The 16,778-nt window shown below is 69.9% G+C and carries 13 protein-coding genes; 10 read left to right on the top strand and 3 right to left on the bottom strand.

Translation table 11 applies throughout. From position 1 onward, the window contains the following. Positions 1 to 12: 12 nt before the first annotated feature. Positions 13 to 1,170, bottom strand: a complete 1,158-nt coding sequence (locus ACIQI8_RS15790; protein ID WP_402349730.1) for an acyl-CoA dehydrogenase family protein — start codon at positions 1,168 to 1,170, stop codon at positions 13 to 15. 131 nt (positions 1,171 to 1,301) lie between these two features. Next, positions 1,302 to 1,892 (bottom strand): TetR/AcrR family transcriptional regulator, encoded by a 591-nt coding sequence (locus ACIQI8_RS15795; protein ID WP_402349732.1) that lies wholly within the window; start codon positions 1,890 to 1,892, stop codon positions 1,302 to 1,304. Between the two features lie 95 nt (positions 1,893 to 1,987). Between ACIQI8_RS15795 and ACIQI8_RS15800 the strand changes: the two genes are divergently transcribed. The 10 genes from ACIQI8_RS15800 to ACIQI8_RS15845 all read left to right on the top strand — a co-directional run bounded on the left by ACIQI8_RS15800 (position 1,988) and on the right by ACIQI8_RS15845 (position 15,031). After that, entirely contained in the window at positions 1,988 to 3,604 is a 1,617-nt protein-coding gene (locus tag ACIQI8_RS15800; protein ID WP_402349735.1) for a carboxyl transferase domain-containing protein, read from the top strand. 23 nt (positions 3,605 to 3,627) lie between these two features. After that, positions 3,628 to 5,646 carry an acetyl-CoA carboxylase biotin carboxylase subunit gene (locus ACIQI8_RS15805; protein WP_402350486.1) on the top strand — a complete coding sequence of 673 codons (2,019 nt, stop codon included), beginning with the start codon at positions 3,628 to 3,630 and terminating at the stop codon, positions 5,644 to 5,646. Between the two features lie 8 nt (positions 5,647 to 5,654). Continuing rightward, positions 5,655 to 6,575: a hydroxymethylglutaryl-CoA lyase gene (locus tag ACIQI8_RS15810; RefSeq protein ID WP_402350489.1), complete on the top strand. Its 921-nt coding sequence runs from the start codon at positions 5,655 to 5,657 to the stop codon at positions 6,573 to 6,575. Between the two features lie 6 nt (positions 6,576 to 6,581). After that, positions 6,582 to 7,742, top strand: coding sequence for an acyl-CoA dehydrogenase family protein (locus ACIQI8_RS15815; protein WP_402349738.1), 1,161 nt, complete (start codon positions 6,582 to 6,584; stop codon positions 7,740 to 7,742). 148 nt (positions 7,743 to 7,890) lie between these two features. Beyond that, positions 7,891 to 8,937: an ABC transporter substrate-binding protein gene (locus tag ACIQI8_RS15820; RefSeq protein ID WP_402349741.1), complete on the top strand. Its 1,047-nt coding sequence runs from the start codon at positions 7,891 to 7,893 to the stop codon at positions 8,935 to 8,937. Between the two features lie 57 nt (positions 8,938 to 8,994). After that, the gene (locus tag ACIQI8_RS15825; protein ID WP_402349744.1) at positions 8,995 to 9,840 is read left to right on the top strand and encodes a siderophore-interacting protein; all 846 of its coding nucleotides are present in this window, start codon (positions 8,995 to 8,997) and stop codon (positions 9,838 to 9,840) included. Positions 9,841 to 10,025: 185 nt separating this feature from the next. Beyond that, positions 10,026 to 11,468 (top strand): lysine decarboxylase DesA, encoded by a 1,443-nt coding sequence (gene desA / locus ACIQI8_RS15830; protein ID WP_402349747.1) that lies wholly within the window; start codon positions 10,026 to 10,028, stop codon positions 11,466 to 11,468. Beyond that, the gene (locus ACIQI8_RS15835) at positions 11,452 to 12,735 is read left to right on the top strand and encodes a lysine N(6)-hydroxylase/L-ornithine N(5)-oxygenase family protein (RefSeq protein WP_402349750.1); all 1,284 of its coding nucleotides are present in this window, start codon (positions 11,452 to 11,454) and stop codon (positions 12,733 to 12,735) included. The genes desA and ACIQI8_RS15835 overlap by 17 nt, the downstream gene beginning before the upstream one ends. Next, a complete protein-coding gene (locus tag ACIQI8_RS15840; protein WP_402349751.1) occupies positions 12,732 to 13,265 on the top strand; it encodes a GNAT family N-acetyltransferase in 534 nt (177 codons plus the stop codon). Before ACIQI8_RS15835 ends, ACIQI8_RS15840 begins: the two co-directional genes overlap by 4 nt. Then, positions 13,262 to 15,031: an IucA/IucC family protein gene (locus ACIQI8_RS15845; protein WP_402349754.1), complete on the top strand. Its 1,770-nt coding sequence runs from the start codon at positions 13,262 to 13,264 to the stop codon at positions 15,029 to 15,031. The genes ACIQI8_RS15840 and ACIQI8_RS15845 overlap by 4 nt, the downstream gene beginning before the upstream one ends. Positions 15,032 to 15,112: 81 nt before the next feature. Here ACIQI8_RS15845 and ACIQI8_RS15850 read toward each other — a convergent pair whose 3' ends face one another. Beyond that, positions 15,113 to 16,717 carry a beta-N-acetylhexosaminidase gene (locus ACIQI8_RS15850; RefSeq protein WP_402349757.1) on the bottom strand — a complete coding sequence of 535 codons (1,605 nt, stop codon included), beginning with the start codon at positions 16,715 to 16,717 and terminating at the stop codon, positions 15,113 to 15,115. Between the last annotated feature and the right edge of the window lie 61 nt (positions 16,718 to 16,778).

The raw sequence follows: 16,778 nt of genomic DNA on the forward strand, positions 1-16,778 counted from the left end.
ATTTCGGGGACTTTACAGACCCATGTTCTTCGCGATGATCGTCTTCATGATCTCGCTGGTGCCGCCGTAGATGCGGTTGACGCGGTTGTCCGCGTACAGGCGGGCGATCGGGTACTCGTTCATGAAGCCGTAGCCGCCGTGCAGCTGGAGGCAGCGGTCGATGACGCGGTGCGCGACCTCGGTGCAGAACAGCTTGGCGCTGGCGGCCTCGGCCGGCGTCAGCTCGCCCGCGTCGAGGGCTTCCAGGGCGCGGTCGGCGACCGCCTCGGCGGCGTCCACCTCGGCCTGACAGGCGGCCAGTTCGAACTTGGTGTTCTGGAAGGACGCGACCGGCTTGCCGAAGACGGTCCGCTCCTGGACGTACTCCTTGGCGAACCGCACGGCGGCCTTGGCCTGCGCGTAGGCGCCGAAGGCGATGCCCCAGCGCTCGGAGGCGAGGTTGTGGCCGAGGTAGGAGAAGCCCTTGTTCTCCTCGCCCAGCAGGTCCTCGGCGGGCACCTTGACGTCGACGAACGCCAGCTCGGCGGTGTCGGAGGTCTTCAGACCGAGCTTGTCCAGCTTGCGGCCGATGGAGTAGCCCTCGGACTTGGTGTCCACGGCGAAGAGGGAGATGCCGAAGCGGCGGTCCTCGGCGGTGGACGGCGAGGTGCGGGCGCAGACGATCACGCGGTCCGCGTGCACACCACCGGTGATGAAGGTCTTGGAGCCGTTGAGGACGTAGTGCGTGCCGTCCTCGGAGAGCTTGGCGGTGGTCTTCATGCCCGCGAGGTCGGAGCCGGTGCCCGGCTCGGTCATCGCCAGCGCCCACATCTCCTCGCCGGAGACGAACTTCGGCAGGAAGCGCTTCTTCTGCTCGTCGGTGGCGAGCATCTTGATGTACGGCAGTCCGAGCAGCACGTGCACACCGGAGCCGCCGAACTGGACACCGGCGCGCGCGGTCTCCTCGTACATCACGGCCTCGAACTTGTACGAGTCGATGCCGGCGCCGCCGTACTCCTCGTCCACGCGGATGCCGAAGACGCCGAGCTCGGCGAGCTTGTAGTAGAAGTCGCGCGGCGCCTGGCCCGCGGCGAACCACTCGTCGTAGACGGGGACGACCTCGGCCTCGATGAAGGCGCGCAGGGTCTCCCGGAACGCCTCGTGGTCCTCGTTGAACACAGTACGGCGCACCGCCGCCACCTCCGCTGGATACCTGACGCATGTCTAAGCGCTTGCTCAGAACCCAACGGTACCGGCGGGTAGGGAGAGCGTCCAGTGGAGCGCCCCCGTAACGCTCGTCACGCTCCCGACAGCAGCGCCCATCATCCTCCCGCCGCCGCGAAGGCGCCTCGCGCCATCCGATGCAGCAGCTCCGCCGTCGTCCCCCGCCCCGGGAGCGAGCCGGGACGGCCCAGGTGCGGGGTCGAGTTCAGCAGCCCGAAGACCGAGTGCACCGCCGAACGCGCCGCAGGCTCCGCCAGGCCCGGGTACACCTCGCGGAGCACCTCCACCCACAGCTCGACGTACTGGCGCTGGAGCTGACGGACGAGCTTGCGGTCGCTGTCGCGCAGGCGATCGAGCTCCCGGTCGTGGAGGGTGATGAGGGGGCGGTCGTCGAGGGCGAAGTCGATGTGGCCCTCGATGAGGGAGTCGAGGAGCGTCTCGGGGTTGCCGTCGGTCTCCGCGACCCGCCGCTTGCCGCCGGTCAGGAGCTGGCCGCTGATGCCGACGAGGAGTTCGGCGAGCATCGCGTCCTTGCCCGGGAAGTGGCGGTAGAGACCGGGGCCGCTGATGCCGACCGCGGCGCCTATCTCGTCCACCCCGACGCCGTGGAAACCGCGCTCGGCGAAGAGCCGCGCGGCCTCCTTGAGGATCTGCTCGCGGCGGGTGGGGGCGTCGGTTCTGGTGGCCATGGAAGCAATTCTAGACAGGGAGGTTAGCGGTCGTTAACCTGAAGGAAATGGTTAACGCTCATTAACAGTCGATCGCTGGGTGAGGGGACCGCAGGATGCAAGAGGCACCGGAGCTGACGAGCGCGGAAGATCCCGCGTCGGAGGCGTGGCGGGCCAACGAGGCGGCGCACCGGGCGCTCGCCGAGGAGCTGCGCGGCAAGCTGGCCGCGGCCCGGCTCGGCGGGGGCGAGAAGGCGCGGGCCCGGCACACCGCGCGCGGGAAGCTGCTGCCCAGGGACCGGGTGGACACCCTGCTGGATCCGGGGTCGCCGTTCCTGGAGCTCGCTCCGCTGGCCGCCGACGGGATGTACGAGGGCCAGGCGCCGGCCGCCGGGGTGGTCGCCGGGATCGGGCGGGTGTCGGGGCGCGAGTGCGTGATCGTGGCCAACGACGCCACCGTCAAGGGCGGCACGTACTACCCGATGACGGTGAAGAAGCACCTGCGCGCGCAGGAGGTGGCCCTCGACAACCACCTCCCGTGCATCTACCTGGTCGACTCCGGGGGCGCCTTCCTGCCGATGCAGGACGAGGTCTTCCCCGACCGCGACCACTTCGGGCGGATCTTCTACAACCAGGCCCGGATGTCGGGCGCCGGCATCCCGCAGATCGCCGCCGTGCTGGGCTCGTGCACGGCGGGCGGGGCGTACGTCCCGGCCATGAGCGACGAGGCCGTCATCGTCCGCAACCAGGGCACGATCTTCCTGGGCGGCCCGCCCCTGGTGAAGGCGGCCACCGGCGAGGTCGTGACGGCCGAGGAGCTGGGCGGCGGTGACGTCCACGCGCGCGTGTCGGGCGTGACCGACCACCTCGCGGAGGACGACGCGCACGCGCTGCGGATCGTCCGGAACATCGCCGCGACGCTCCCCGCGCGCGGGCCGCTGCCCTGGGAGGTCACCGAGGCGGTCGAGCCGAAGGTCGATCCGTACGGGCTCTACGGCGCGGTCCCGGTCGACTCCCGCACCCCTTATGACGTACGCGAGATCATCGCGCGCGTGGTCGACGGCTCCCGGTTCGCCGAGTTCAAGTCGGAGTTCGGGCAGACCCTGGTCACCGGGTTCGCCCGGATCCACGGCCACCCGGTGGGGATCGTCGCCAACAACGGCATCCTGTTCTCCGAGTCCGCCCAGAAGGGCGCCCACTTCATCGAGCTGTGCGACCAGCGCGGGATCCCGCTGGTGTTCCTGCAGAACATCTCGGGGTTCATGGTCGGCAAGGACTACGAGGCCGGTGGCATCGCCAAGCACGGCGCCAAGATGGTCACGGCGGTGGCCTGCACCCGCGTGCCGAAGCTGACGGTCGTGGTCGGCGGCTCCTACGGCGCGGGCAACTACTCGATGTGCGGCCGGGCCTACTCCCCCCGCTTCCTGTGGATGTGGCCCGGCGCCAAGATCTCCGTCATGGGCGGCGAACAGGCCGCGTCGGTCCTCGCGACGGTCAAGCGGGACCAGCTGGAGGGACGCGGGGAGGAGTGGCCCGCCGAGGACGAGGAGTCCTTCAAAGCCCCGATCCGCCGGCAGTACGAGCGCCAGGGCAGCGCCTACTACGCCACGGCCCGCCTCTGGGACGACGGCGTCATCGACCCGCTGGAGACCCGCCAGGTGCTGGGCCTGGCCCTGACCGCCTGTGCCAACGCGCCGCTGGGTGAACCCCGGTTCGGCGTCTTCCGGATGTGATGAGGGTGCCCGAGATGGTCGAGATGTTCGAGACGGTCCTGGTGGCCAACCGGGGCGAGATCGCGGTCCGCGTGATCCGCACCCTGCGCTCGCTCGGTGTGCGCTCGGTGGCCGTCTTCTCCGACGCCGACGCGGACGCCCGGCACGTCCGGGAGGCCGACACGGCGGTACGGCTCGGTCCGGCGCCGGCGGCCGAGAGCTATCTGTCGGTGGAGCGGCTCCTGGAGGCGGCGGCCCGCACCGGAGCACAGGCGGTGCACCCCGGGTACGGCTTCCTCGCGGAGAACGCCGGCTTCGCGCGCGCGTGCGCCGACGCCGGGCTGGTCTTCATCGGCCCTCCGGCGGACGCGATCGCCCTCATGGGCGACAAGATCCACGCCAAGGAGACGGTGAAGGCGGCCGGGGTGCCGGTCGTCCCCGGTTCCAGCGGCAGCGGACTGACGGACGCCCAACTCGCCGACGCCGCCCGGGAGATCGGCATGCCGGTGCTGCTCAAGCCGTCGGCGGGCGGTGGCGGCAAGGGCATGCGGCTGGTGCGGGACGCCTCGGCGCTGGCCGAGGAGATCGCCGCCGCCCGCCGCGAGGCCCGCGCCTCCTTCGGTGACGACACGCTCCTGGTGGAGCGCTGGGTGGACCGCCCCCGGCACATCGAGATCCAGGTCCTGGCCGACGGCCACGGGAACGTGGTGCACCTCGGCGAGCGCGAGTGCTCGTTGCAGCGCCGGCACCAGAAGGTCATCGAGGAGGCGCCGAGCGTGCTCCTGGACGAGGCCACGCGCGCCGCGATGGGCGAGGCGGCGGTCCAGGCGGCGCGGTCGTGCGGGTACGCGGGCGCGGGCACGGTGGAGTTCATCGTCCCCGGCAGCGACCCGTCGTCGTACTACTTCATGGAGATGAACACCCGTCTCCAAGTGGAGCACCCCGTCACGGAGTTGGTGACCGGGCTCGACCTGGTGGAGTGGCAGCTGCGGGTGGCGGCGGGCGAGCGGCTGCCCTTCGCGCAGGACGACATCACGCTCACCGGGCACGCGGTGGAGGCACGGATCTGTGCGGAGGACCCGGCCAAGGGCTTCCTCCCGTCCGGCGGCACGGTGGTCCGGCTGCACGAACCCCAGGGCGACGGCATCCGCACCGACTCCGGCCTCTCCGAAGGCACCGAGATCGGCAGTCTCTACGACCCGATGCTCTCCAAGGTCATCGCCTACGGCCCCGACCGCGCGACCGCGCTCAGGAAGCTCCGGGCCGCCCTCGCGGACACGGTGACGCTGGGCGTGCCGACCAACGCCGGATTCCTACGGCGGCTGCTCGCCCATCCGGCGGTCTTGGCGGGCGAGTTGGACACCGGGCTCGTCGAGCGGGAGGCGGACGGGCTGGTGTCCGGCGAGGTACCGGTGGAGGTCTACGCGGCCGCCGCCCTGCTGCGCCACGCGGGGCTCACGCCCGGGCGGGGCTCCGGCTGGGCCGACCCGTTCGCCGCCACGGACGGCTGGCGGCTGGGCGGGGAGCGGGCCTGGACGGCGCACCCGCTCCAGGTGCCGGGCCACGACCCGGTGACCGTGCGCGTCCGCCGCACGCCCGAGGGCGGGACCGAACTGCTGCCGGACGGTGCCGGGAAGGCGCTCGACGCGTCCGGCTGGGCCGGGCCCGACGGCCGGTTCCTCGTGCGGCTCGACGGACTCGTGCACACCTTCACCGCCCTGCCGGACGGCACCTGGCTCGGCCGGGACGGGGACGCCTGGCAGGTGCGGGACCACGATCCGGTGGCCGCCTCGCTCAGCGGGGCCGACCGGTCCGGTGCCGGTTCGCTCACCGCGCCCATGCCGGGGACGGTGACCGTGGTGAAGGTCGCCGTGGGGGATCAAGTGGCCGCCGGGCAGAGCCTGTTGGTGGTCGAGGCGATGAAGATGGAGCACGTCGTCTCCGCGCCGCACGCCGGCACCGTCGCCGAACTCGACGTGACGCCCGGCGCGACGGTCGCCATGGACCAGGTGCTGGCGGTCGTCACACCCGTGGTCGTCACACCCGCGGAGGAGGACCAGTGACACTCCCGATGGTCGTACCGGTCGCCGATCTGCCCGCGCGGGTGCGCATCCACGAGGTCGGCGCCCGTGACGGGCTGCAGAACGAGAAGTCGACCGTGCCGACGGAGGTCAAGGCCGAGTTCATCCGCCGGCTCGCCGACGCGGGTCTGACGACGATCGAGGCGACGAGCTTCGTCCACCCCAAGTGGGTGCCTCAACTGGCCGACGCCGAGGAGCTGTTCCCGCTCGTGCGCGACCTGCCCGGGGTGGACCTCCCCGTCCTCGTGCCGAACGCCCGCGGACTCGACCGGGCGCTGGCCCTGGACGCGCGCCGCGTCGCCGTCTTCGCCAGCGCCACCGAATCCTTCGCGAAGGCCAATCTCAACCGCACGGTGGACGAGTCGCTGGCCGTGTTCGCCCCCGTCGTGGCCCGCGCCAAGGACGAGGGCGCCCATGTGCGCGGCTATCTCTCCATGTGCTTCGGCGACCCGTGGGAGGGCGAGGTCCCCCTCGCGCAAGTGGTGCGTGTCTGCCGGGCGTTGGTCGACATGGGCTGCGACGAGCTGAGCCTCGGCGACACCATCGGCGTGGCGACCCCGGGCCACGTACTGGAGCTGCTCTCGGCGCTCAACGAACAGGGCGTGCCGACGAACGTCCTGGGCGTGCACTTCCACGACACCTACGGGCAGGCCCTCTCCAACACCTACGCGGCCCTGGAACACGGGGTCACCACGGTCGACGCCTCCGCCGGAGGCCTCGGTGGCTGCCCGTTCGCCAAGTCGGCCACCGGGAACCTCGCCACCGAGGACCTCGTCTGGATGCTCCAGGGTCTCGGCATCGAGACCGGAGTCGACCTCGGCCGCCTCGTCGCCACCAGCGAGTGGATGGCCGAACAACTGGGCCGACCCAGCCCGTCCCGCACCGTCCGGGCCCTCTCCCACAAGGACTGATCACTCATGGACTTCCGGCTCTCCCCCGAACTCGAAGAACTCCGGCGCACCGTCGAGGAGTTCGCGCACGACGTCGTGGCACCCAAGATCGGCGACTTCTACGAGCGGCACGAGTTCCCGTACGAGATCGTCCGCGAGATGGGCCGCATGGGCCTGTTCGGACTGCCGTTCCCTGAGGAGTACGGCGGGATGGGCGGCGACTATCTCGCGCTGGGCGTGGCATTGGAGGAACTGGCCCGCGTCGACTCGTCGGTCGCCATCACCCTGGAGGCGGGCGTCTCGCTCGGCGCGATGCCGATCCACCTCTTCGGCACGGACGCCCAGAAGCAGGAGTGGCTGCCGCGGCTGTGCGCGGGCGAGATGCTCGGCGCCTTCGGGTTGACGGAACCGGACGGCGGCTCGGACGCGGGCGCGACCCGCACGACGGCGAAGCTGGACGAGTCGACGAACGAGTGGGTGATCAACGGCACCAAGTGCTTCATCACCAACTCGGGCACGGACATCACGGGCTTGGTCACGGTCACGGCGGTGACGGGCCGGGGGCCCGACGGCCGCCCCCTGATCTCGTCGATCATCGTCCCGTCCGGCACTCCGGGCTTCACCGTCGCGGCGCCGTACTCGAAGGTCGGCTGGAACGCCTCCGACACCCGCGAGCTGTCCTTCGCGGACGTCCGCGTCCCCGCGGCCAACCTGCTGGGCGAACTGGGCCGCGGCTACGCGCAGTTCCTGCGCATCCTGGACGAGGGCCGCATCGCGATCGCCGCGTTGGCGACCGGCCTGGCCCAGGGCTGCGTCGACGAGTCGGTCAAGTACGCCAAGGAACGGCACGCCTTCGGCCGCCCCATCGGCGCCAACCAGGCCATCCAGTTCAAGATCGCCGACATGGAGATGAAGTCCCACACCTCCCGCCTCGCCTGGCGCGACGCGGCCGCCCGCCTGGTCTCCGGCGCCCCCTTCAAGAAGGAGGCCGCCCTCGCCAAGCTCTACTCCTCCACGATCGCGGTGGACAACGCGCGTGATGCCACGCAGATCCACGGCGGCTACGGCTTCATGAACGAGTACCCGGTGGCCCGGATGTGGCGGGACTCGAAGATCCTGGAGATCGGGGAGGGGACGAGTGAGGTGCAACGGATGCTGATCGCCCGGGAGTTGGGGCTCGCCGGGTAGCACCTGGAGAGGGTCGCCGTGGCGCCGGTCACGGGTATCACCGCAGGCGGCGGCCCACCCCACCCCCTGGACGTGAGCTGAGGTTAGGCTAACCTACCTTCGAACTTGTCCGGCGGACGCTCCGCCCCGTTCGAAAGCAGCCATACCCATGTCCAATGCCCGTGCCAGCCACTTCACCCGCCGCGGCCTCCTCGCCGCCGGTGGTGCCCTCGGCCTGGGGGCCGCGCTCGCGGCCTGTGGTGACGACGACGCGAAAAGCGGCGGCTCCGGCTCGGAGAGTGCGGGCACCGAGTCGGGCGCCTGGGCCTTCAAGGACGACCGCGGTACGACCGTGAAGCTGGACGCCGTGCCGACGAAGATCGTCGCCTTCGTCGGCGTCGCCGCCGCGCTGCACGACTACGGCATCGACGTGAAGGGCGTGTTCGGCCCGACCAAGACCAAGGACGGCAAGGCCGACGTCCAGGCCGGCGACATGGACGTCAGCAAGCTGACGGTCTTCGGCAACGTGTGGGACCAGTTCAACGTGGAGGAGTACGCGGCCTTCGGCCCGCAGCTGCTCATCACCACGATGTTCGACGACGCCGGCACCCTCTGGTACGTCCCCGAGGCCTCCAAGGACAAGATCGCCAAGCTCGCGCCCAGCGTCGGCATCTCCGTCTACGACCGCCAGATCACCGAGCCGCTCCAGCGCATGTGGTCCCTGGCGGAGTCGCTCGGCGCGGACATGACGGCCGCCCGGGTCAAGGAGTCCAAGACCGCCTTCGAGACCGCCGCCACCCGGCTGCGCGCCGCCGCCAAGGCCCACCCGGACATCAAGGTGCTGGTCGGCTCCGCGAGCCAGGACCTGTTCTACGTCTCCGGCAGCAACCTCTCCATCGACCTGGAGTACTACAAGGCCCTCGGCGTGAACATCGTCGAGCCGCCGGCCGGCGTCCTGAAGGCGAGCGGTGGCTGGTACGAGAGCCTGAGCTGGGAGAACGTCGACAAGTACAAGGCCGACGTCATCATGATGGACGACCGCACCTCCGCCACCCAGCCGGCCGACATCACCGAGGCCACCTGGAAGAAGCTGCCCGCCGTCAAGGCCGGCCAGGTCATCCCCCGCTCCACCGAGCCGATCCTGTCCTACGCCAAGGTCACCCCGCAGCTCACCGCCCTCGCCGAGGCGATCGAGAACGCGAAGAAGGTCAGCTGACCCCGCCCCGCCAGGAGCCCGGGCCCGCCCCTTGGCAGGGCCTCTTTAGGAGTACGCATGTCGACGGCCGTAGCCGCCCCGTTCCGTTTCTTCTCCCTTCGAGTCGTACGGACGAGGCGGCTCGGTCCGTCCCTGGTCCGGGTCGGCTTCGCCGGGGAGGATCTGCGGCACTTCCTCTCCGACGGGTGCGATCAGTCGCTCTCCCTCTTCCTGCCGCATCCCGGGCAGGAAGTGCCTGCCGTTCCCTATGAGTTGGGCGACGGGTGGTGGGAGGCCTGGCGGCAACTCCCCGACGACGTACGGGCCGTGATGCGCTCGTACACGCTCCGGGGGCTACGTCGTGACGACCGCGGCAACACCGTCGAGATCGACATCGACTTCGTTCTGCACACCCCGGCAGGGCCCGCCTCCGCCTGGGCCGCCGAGGCCGCCGCCGGTGACCGGGTCGTCCTGCTCGGCCCGGCGATCGCGGACAACCGCGCGATCCGCTTCCGGCCGCCCGAGGACACCGACCTGGTGGTGCTGTGGGGGGACGAGACCGCGCTCCCCGCAGTCTCGGCGATCCTCGAAGCCCTTCCCGCCGGGCAGCGCGTGCGGGCCTGGCTGGAGGTGCCCGACGCCGGTGACATCCAGGACCCGGCGACGGAGGCGGACGTCGAGATCACCTGGCTGACCGGACATCAGACCCGCGGCGAGGGGTCCCCCATGGCCCTCGCCGCACTCCAGGCTGCCCAACTCCCGGACTCCGAGCGGCCGTACGTGTGGATCGCCGGGGAGTCGGGGTGCGTGAAGGCGCTGCGCCGGCACTTCGTCCACGAGCGCGGGATCGACCGGCGGCGCGTGACGTTCGTCGGGTACTGGCGGTACGGGATGAACGAGGAAGAGCTGCGCGCGGCCGAGTGATCGCGCCTGGTCGTTGCGACCGAGTCGTCGCGACTGGGCAGTCATGGCTCGGCAGTTGCTGCTGAGGCTCACGTGATCACCGTCACGGCAGGGGCAGGGTTTCGTTCGCGTTACTTAGGTTAGGCTAACCTAAGTAACACGCCCCGGGCCCCTCTTTCCCCGCCCCCACCGGAGGACCACGCACCATGCGCTCGCACCTGCTCAATGACACGACCGCGGAGCAGTACCGCCGCTCCGTGACCGACGGCGTCGAGCGGGTGGCCGCCAAACTCGCCGCCACCGACCGTCCGTTCACCGGCGTCACGGTCGACGCCCTCGCTCCCCGTATCGAGCGGATCGACCTGGACGCCCCGCTGCTCGACACCGCGGCCGTGCTCGACGAACTGGAGGAGGTCTACCTCCGGGACGCGATCTACTTCCACCACCCCCGCTACCTGGCCCACCTCAACTGCCCGGTCGTCATCCCGGCGGTGCTCGGCGAGGCCGTCCTGTCCGCCGTCAACTCCTCCCTGGACACCTGGGACCAGTCGGCCGGCGGCACCCTGATCGAGCGCAAGCTCATCGACTGGACCAACGCCCGCATCGGCCTCGGCGAGAACGCCGACGGTGTGTTCACCTCCGGCGGCACCCAGTCCAACCTCCAGGCCCTGCTGCTGGCCCGTGAGGAGTCCAAGGCCGACTCGCTCGCCGAACTGCGCATCTTCGCCTCCGAGGTCAGCCACTTCAGCGTGAAGAAGTCCGCGAAACTGCTGGGCCTCGGCCAGGACTCCGTCGTCTCCGTCCCCGTCGGCAGCGACAAGCGGATGCAGACGGTCGCCCTCGCCCGGGAGCTGGAGCGCTGCAAGCAGGACGGCCTGGTCCCGATGGCCGTCGTCGCCACCGCCGGCACCACCGACTTCGGCTCCATCGACCCGCTGCCCGAGATCGCCGAACTGTGCGAGCAGTACGGCGTCTGGATGCACGTCGACGCGGCCTACGGCTGCGGGCTGCTCGCCTCGCTCAAGCACCGGCACCGCATCGACGGCATCGAGCGCGCCGACTCGGTGACCGTCGATTACCACAAGTCCTTCTTCCAGCCGGTGAGTTCGTCCGCCGTGCTGGTCCGGGACGCCTCGACCCTGCGCCACGCGACCTATCACGCGGAGTACCTGAACCCGCGCCGGATGGTCTCCGAGCGCATCCCCAACCAGGTCGACAAGTCCCTGCAGACCACCCGCCGTTTCGACGCGCTCAAGCTGTGGATGACGCTGCGCGTGATGGGCGCCGACGGCATCGGCGAACTCTTCGACGAGGTCTGCGACCTGGCCGTGGAGGGCTGGAAGCTGCTCGCCGCCGACCCGCGCTTCGACGTCGTGGTCGAGCCGACGCTCTCCACCCTGGTCTTCCGCTACATACCGGCCGCGGTCACCGACCCGGCCGAGATCGACCGCGCCAACCTGTATGCCCGCAAGGCTCTGTTCGCCTCCGGCGACGCGGTGGTCGCGGGCACCAAGGTGGGCGCCCGCCACTACCTGAAGTTCACCCTGCTCAATCCCGAGACCACGGCGGCCGACATCGCCGCCGTCCTCGACCTGATCGCCGGCCACGCCGAGCAGCACCTGGGAGAGCCCCTTGACCGCGCGTCCTGAAACCCCTGCCACCATCCATGACTTCGTGGGGATCGGGCTCGGTCCCTTCAACCTCGGCCTCGCCTGTCTGACCGAGCCGATCGACGAACTCGACGGTGTCTTCCTGGAGTCGAAGCCGGACTTCGAGTGGCATGCGGGCATGTTCCTGGAGGGCGCGCACCTCCAGACCCCGTTCATGTCGGACCTGGTCACGCTGGCCGACCCGACCTCCCCGTACTCCTTCCTCAACTACCTGAAGGAGCGCGGCCGGCTCTACTCGTTCTACATCCGGGAGAACTTCTACCCGCTGCGTGTCGAGTACGACGACTACTGCCGCTGGGCCGCGAACCAGCTGAGCAGCGTCCGCTTCGGCACCACGGTGACCGAGGTGACGTACCACGACGAGGACGAGCTGTACGTCGTGACGACCGCGGCCGGCGAGGTGTTCCGCGCCCGCCGGCTGGTCCTCGGCACCGGCACCCCGGCGTACATCCCGGAGGCCTGCGAGGGCCTGGGCGGCGACTTCATCCACAACTCCCGTTACGTGCAGCACCGGGAGGAGCTGGTCAAAAAGGAGTCGATCACGCTGGTGGGCTCCGGTCAGTCCGCCGCCGAGATCTACTACGACCTGCTCAGTGAGATCGACGTGCACGGCTACCGGCTGAACTGGGTCACGCGCTCGCCGCGCTTCTTCCCGCTCGAATACACCAAGCTCACGCTGGAGATGACCTCCCCGGAGTACATCGACTACTTCCGCGAGCTGCCCGAGGCCACCCGCTACCGGCTCACGGCCGAGCAGAAGGGCCTGTTCAAGGGCATCGACGGCGACCTCATCAACGAGATCTTCGACCTGCTCTACCAGAAGAACCTCGGCGGTCCCGTGCCCACGCGTCTGCTCACCAACTCCGCGCTGAACAGCGCGCGGTACGAGAACGGCACGTACACGCTCTCCTTCCGCCAGGAGGAGCAGGGCAAGGAGTTCGACCTGCAGTCGCAGGGCCTGGTCCTTGCCACCGGCTACCGGTACGCCGAGCCCGAGTTCCTGCGCCCGATCAAGAACCGGCTCCGCTACGACGTGCACGGCAACTTCGACGTGGCCCGCAACTACGCGATCGACACCACGGGCCGGGGCGTCTTCCTGCAGAACGCCGGCGTGCACACCCACAGCATCACCAGCCCCGACCTGGGCATGGGCGCCTACCGCAACAGCTCCATCATCCGTGAGCTGCTCGGCAGCGAGTACTACCCGGTCGAGAAGACCATCGCGTTCCAGGAGTTCGCCGTATGACCTTCACCTTCCGCCCCCTGGACCCGCTCCAGGACGCCGAGTTGCTGCACACGTGGGTCACCCATCCCAAGGCGGCCTACTGGATGATGCAGGACGCCCGCCTCGAGGACGTCGAGCGCGCGTACATGGAGATCGCGGCCGACCCGCACCACCACGCGCTGCTCGGGCTGCGGGACGGCACACCGGTCTTCCTGATGGAGAAGTACGATCCCGCGCACCGCGAACTGGTCGGGCTGTACGAGCCGTTGCCCGGTGACGTCGGCATGCACTTCCTCACCCCGGCGACCGACACGCCCGTCCACGGGTTCACCCGCGCCGTCATCACCGCCGTCCTCGCGCACCTCTTCGAGGACCCGGCGACCGAGCGTGTGGTCGTCGAGCCGGACGTGTCCAACACGGCCGTGCACGCCCTGAACGAGGCGGTCGGGTTCGTGCCCGAGCGTGAGATCCAGAAGCCGGAGAAAAAGGCGTTGTTGAGCTTCTGCACCCGCGAACAGTTCCGGCCGGCGACGACGGGAGTGCCCGCATGAGCCTCGCCGACGCCGTGGCCCACCTCTCCCCCGAGCGCTGGGAGACGGCCAACCGCCTGCTGATCCGCAAGGCGCTCGCCGAGTTCGCGCACGAGCGGCTCATCACGCCTGAGAACGACGGGGACTTGTACGTCGTCCGCAGCGACGACGGGCTGACCCGCTACCGGTTCGCCGCCGTCCGCCACGCGCTCGACCACTGGCAGGTGGACGCCGGCTCGATCACCCGCAGCCGGGACGACGCCGAACTCCCGCTGGCCGCACTGGACTTCTTCATCGAACTCCGGAAGACGCTGGGCCTGAGCGAGGAGATCCTGCCGGTCTACCTGGAGGAGATCTCCTCCACGCTCTCCGGCACCTGCTTCAAGCTCACCAAGCCCCACGTGCCGGCCGCCGACCTGGTGAAGAGCGACTTCCAGGCCATCGAGACCGGCATGACCGAGGGCCACCCCTGCTTCGTCGCCAACAACGGCCGGCTCGGCTTCGGCATCCACGAGTACCTCGCGTACGCCCCCGAGACCGCGAGCCCGGTCCGCCTGGTCTGGCTGGCCGCGCACCGCTCGCGCGCCGCGTTCACCGCGGGCGTCGGCATCGAGTACGAGTCGTTCCTGCGCGAGGAGTTGGGCGAGGAGACGGTCGAGCGGTTCCGGGAGCAGCTCAGCGGGCGGGGTCTGGACCCCGAGGACTATCTGCTGATCCCGGTCCACCCCTGGCAGTGGTGGAACAAGCTCACCGTCACCTTCGCGGCCGAGATCGCCCGCGGGCACCTCGTCTGCCTCGGCGAGGGCGACGACGAGTACCTGGCCCAGCAGTCCATCCGGACCTTCTTCAACGACTCGCACCCCGAGAAGCACTATGTGAAGACGGCTCTGTCGGTCCTCAACATGGGCTTCATGCGCGGGCTTTCGGCCGCGTACATGGAGGCGACCCCGGCCATCAACGACTGGCTTGCCGGGCTCGTTGAGGGCGACCCGGTGTTGAAGTCGACGGGCCTGTCGATCATCCGCGAGCGGGCGGCCGTCGGCTACCGGCACCTGGAGTACGAGAAGGCGACCGACCGCTACTCCCCGTACCGCAAGATGCTCGCGGCGCTGTGGCGCGAGAGCCCCGTCTCCTCCCTCCAGGAGGGCGAGCAGCTGGCGACCATGGCCTCCCTCGTGCACGTCGACCACGAGGGCGCGTCCTTCGCGGGCGCGCTGATCGAGCGGTCGGGGCTCGCGCCGGCCGAGTGGCTGCGGCACTATCTGCGGGCCTACTTCACCCCGCTGCTGCACAGCTTCTACGCCTACGACCTGGTCTACATGCCGCACGGCGAGAACGTGATCCTGGTCCTGAAGGACGGGGTCGTGCAGCGCGCGATCTACAAGGACATCGCCGAGGAGATCGCGGTCATGGACCCGGACGCGGTGCTGCCGCCCGAGGTCCGGCGGATCCGCGTGGAGGTCCCGGAGGAGAAGAAACTCCTGTCGATCTTCACGGACGTCTTCGACTGCTTCTTCCGCTTCCTCGCCGCGAACCTCGCGACCGAGGGAGTCATGGAGGAGGACGACTTCTGGCGCACGGTCGCCGAGGTCACCCGCGAGTACCAGGCGTCGCTGCCCGAACTCGCCGAGAAGTTCGAGCAGTACGACATGTTCGCGCCCGAGTTCGCGCTGTCCTGCCTCAACCGGCTCCAGCTGCTCAACAACAAGCAGATGGTCGACCTGGCCGACCCGGCGGGCGCGCTGCAGCTGATCGGCAACCTGAAGAACCCGATCGCCGGGTTCTGACCCCGAAGACGGCGGGCACCCCGGAGTACGGTCCTCCGGGGTGCCCGTCCTTTTCTCAACTACTGGTGACTACGCGGCACTTCAGCCGCTGCTCGGCCAAGGCACCTGCGGGGAGCGGTAGTAGGAGATCCCCAGCGCGTCCCACCGCGGAGCCTGCGCCGCGAGCCGCACCTTGTAGGTGTCCCAGTCGTGCGTGGCGGCCGGCGACCAGCCGAGTTCGGCCGTGCCCGCGAGCCGCGGGAAGGCCATGTACTCGATGTCGGCGCTCGTCACGATCGTCTCGGTCCACAGCGGGGCCTCCACACCCTTGATGGACGAACTCGGCGCCCCGGCGAGGTAGGTGCCCGGGTCCCAGTCGTAGGCCCGCCTGACCTCGACCAGCCCGGCCCAGTCCTGGCCCAGCGGGGTGTCGTCGGTGTACTTCATGTCGAGGTAGAGCCGGTCTGCCGGCGAGAGGACCAGCCCGGTCCCGTTCTGTGCCGCCGCCACGACCTGTGCCTTCTCCTCGGCGCTGGCGTCGTCCAGACCCCAGTACTGGGCGAGTGCTCCCTTCGCCGGGTGCGCGCCGGTCAGCTGGTGCCAACCGACCACCGTCTTCCCGTACTTGGCGACGATCGGCTGCACCCGGTCCATGAACTTCACGTAGTCCTCATGGCTGGTGGAGTGCGCCTCGTCGCCGCCGATGTGCAGATAGCGGCCGGGGGTGAGGGCGGCCAGCTCGCGGATCACGTCCTCCGCGAAGTCGTACGTGACGTCCTTGCCCGCGCACAGCGAACTGAAGCCGACCTCGGTGCCCGTGTAGAGCGGGGGCGCGACACCGTCGCAGTTGAGTTCGGCGTACGAGGCCAGGGCCGCGTTGGTGTGTCCTGGCATGTCGATCTCGGGGACGACCTCCAGGAAGCGCGAGGAGGCGTACCGGACGATCTCCTTGTACTCCGCCTTGGTGTAGAAGCCGCCGGGGCCGCCGCCGACCTGGGTCGAGCCGCCGTAGCTCGCCAGGCGGGGCCAGGAGTCGATCGCCAGGCGCCAGCCCTGGTCGTCGCTGAGGTGCAGATGGAGTTTGTTGATCTTGTAGAGGGCGAGTTCGTCGATGTAGCGCTTGACCTGGTCGACGGTGAAGAAGTGCCGGGAGACGTCGAGCATCGCGCCGCGGTAGGAGTAGCGCGGCCGGTCCTCGACGGTGCCGCCCGCGATGGTCCACGGGCCGTGCTGGACGGACTTCGACTCGATGGCGGCGGGCAGGAGTTGGCGCAGGGTCTGCACGCCGTGGAAGAGACCGGCGGGAGCGCCGGCGGTGATGGTGACGCCGCCGCTGCCGCTGTCCAGGCGGTAGCCCTCGGCGCCGTACCGTCCGGGGTCGAGGTGCAGCCGGATGCCGCCGCGTCCCTTGGTGGTGACCGGCAGCGGATAGCCGGTGGACGGGCGCAGCACGGCCGCCAGGTACTCGCCGACGCGGCGGACCTCGCGGTGGTCGCCGACCTTGATGGCGGTGTCACGGGTGATCCGGTACGGCGCTCCGCCCGGGCTGACCGAGGCGGGCGTGGGAACGACCTGGTCGAGCGGGGTCGCGGCGGGTGTCGTGGGGGTAGGTGCCGCGCCGGCCGTGAACGTGCCGGCCGCGGCGACGAGCAGCAGGGATCCGAGGACCCGGACCATGCGGGGAGTCGTTCTGTGGTGCCGTCTCACATGCGCTCCCTTCGACTGTGACCAGAGTGGAGGGACAGATTGGTCAAGACCACTCTCCCGC

Source organism: Streptomyces sp. NPDC092369 (genome assembly GCF_044755245.1).
GTDB lineage: Bacteria > Actinomycetota > Actinomycetes > Streptomycetales > Streptomycetaceae > Streptomyces.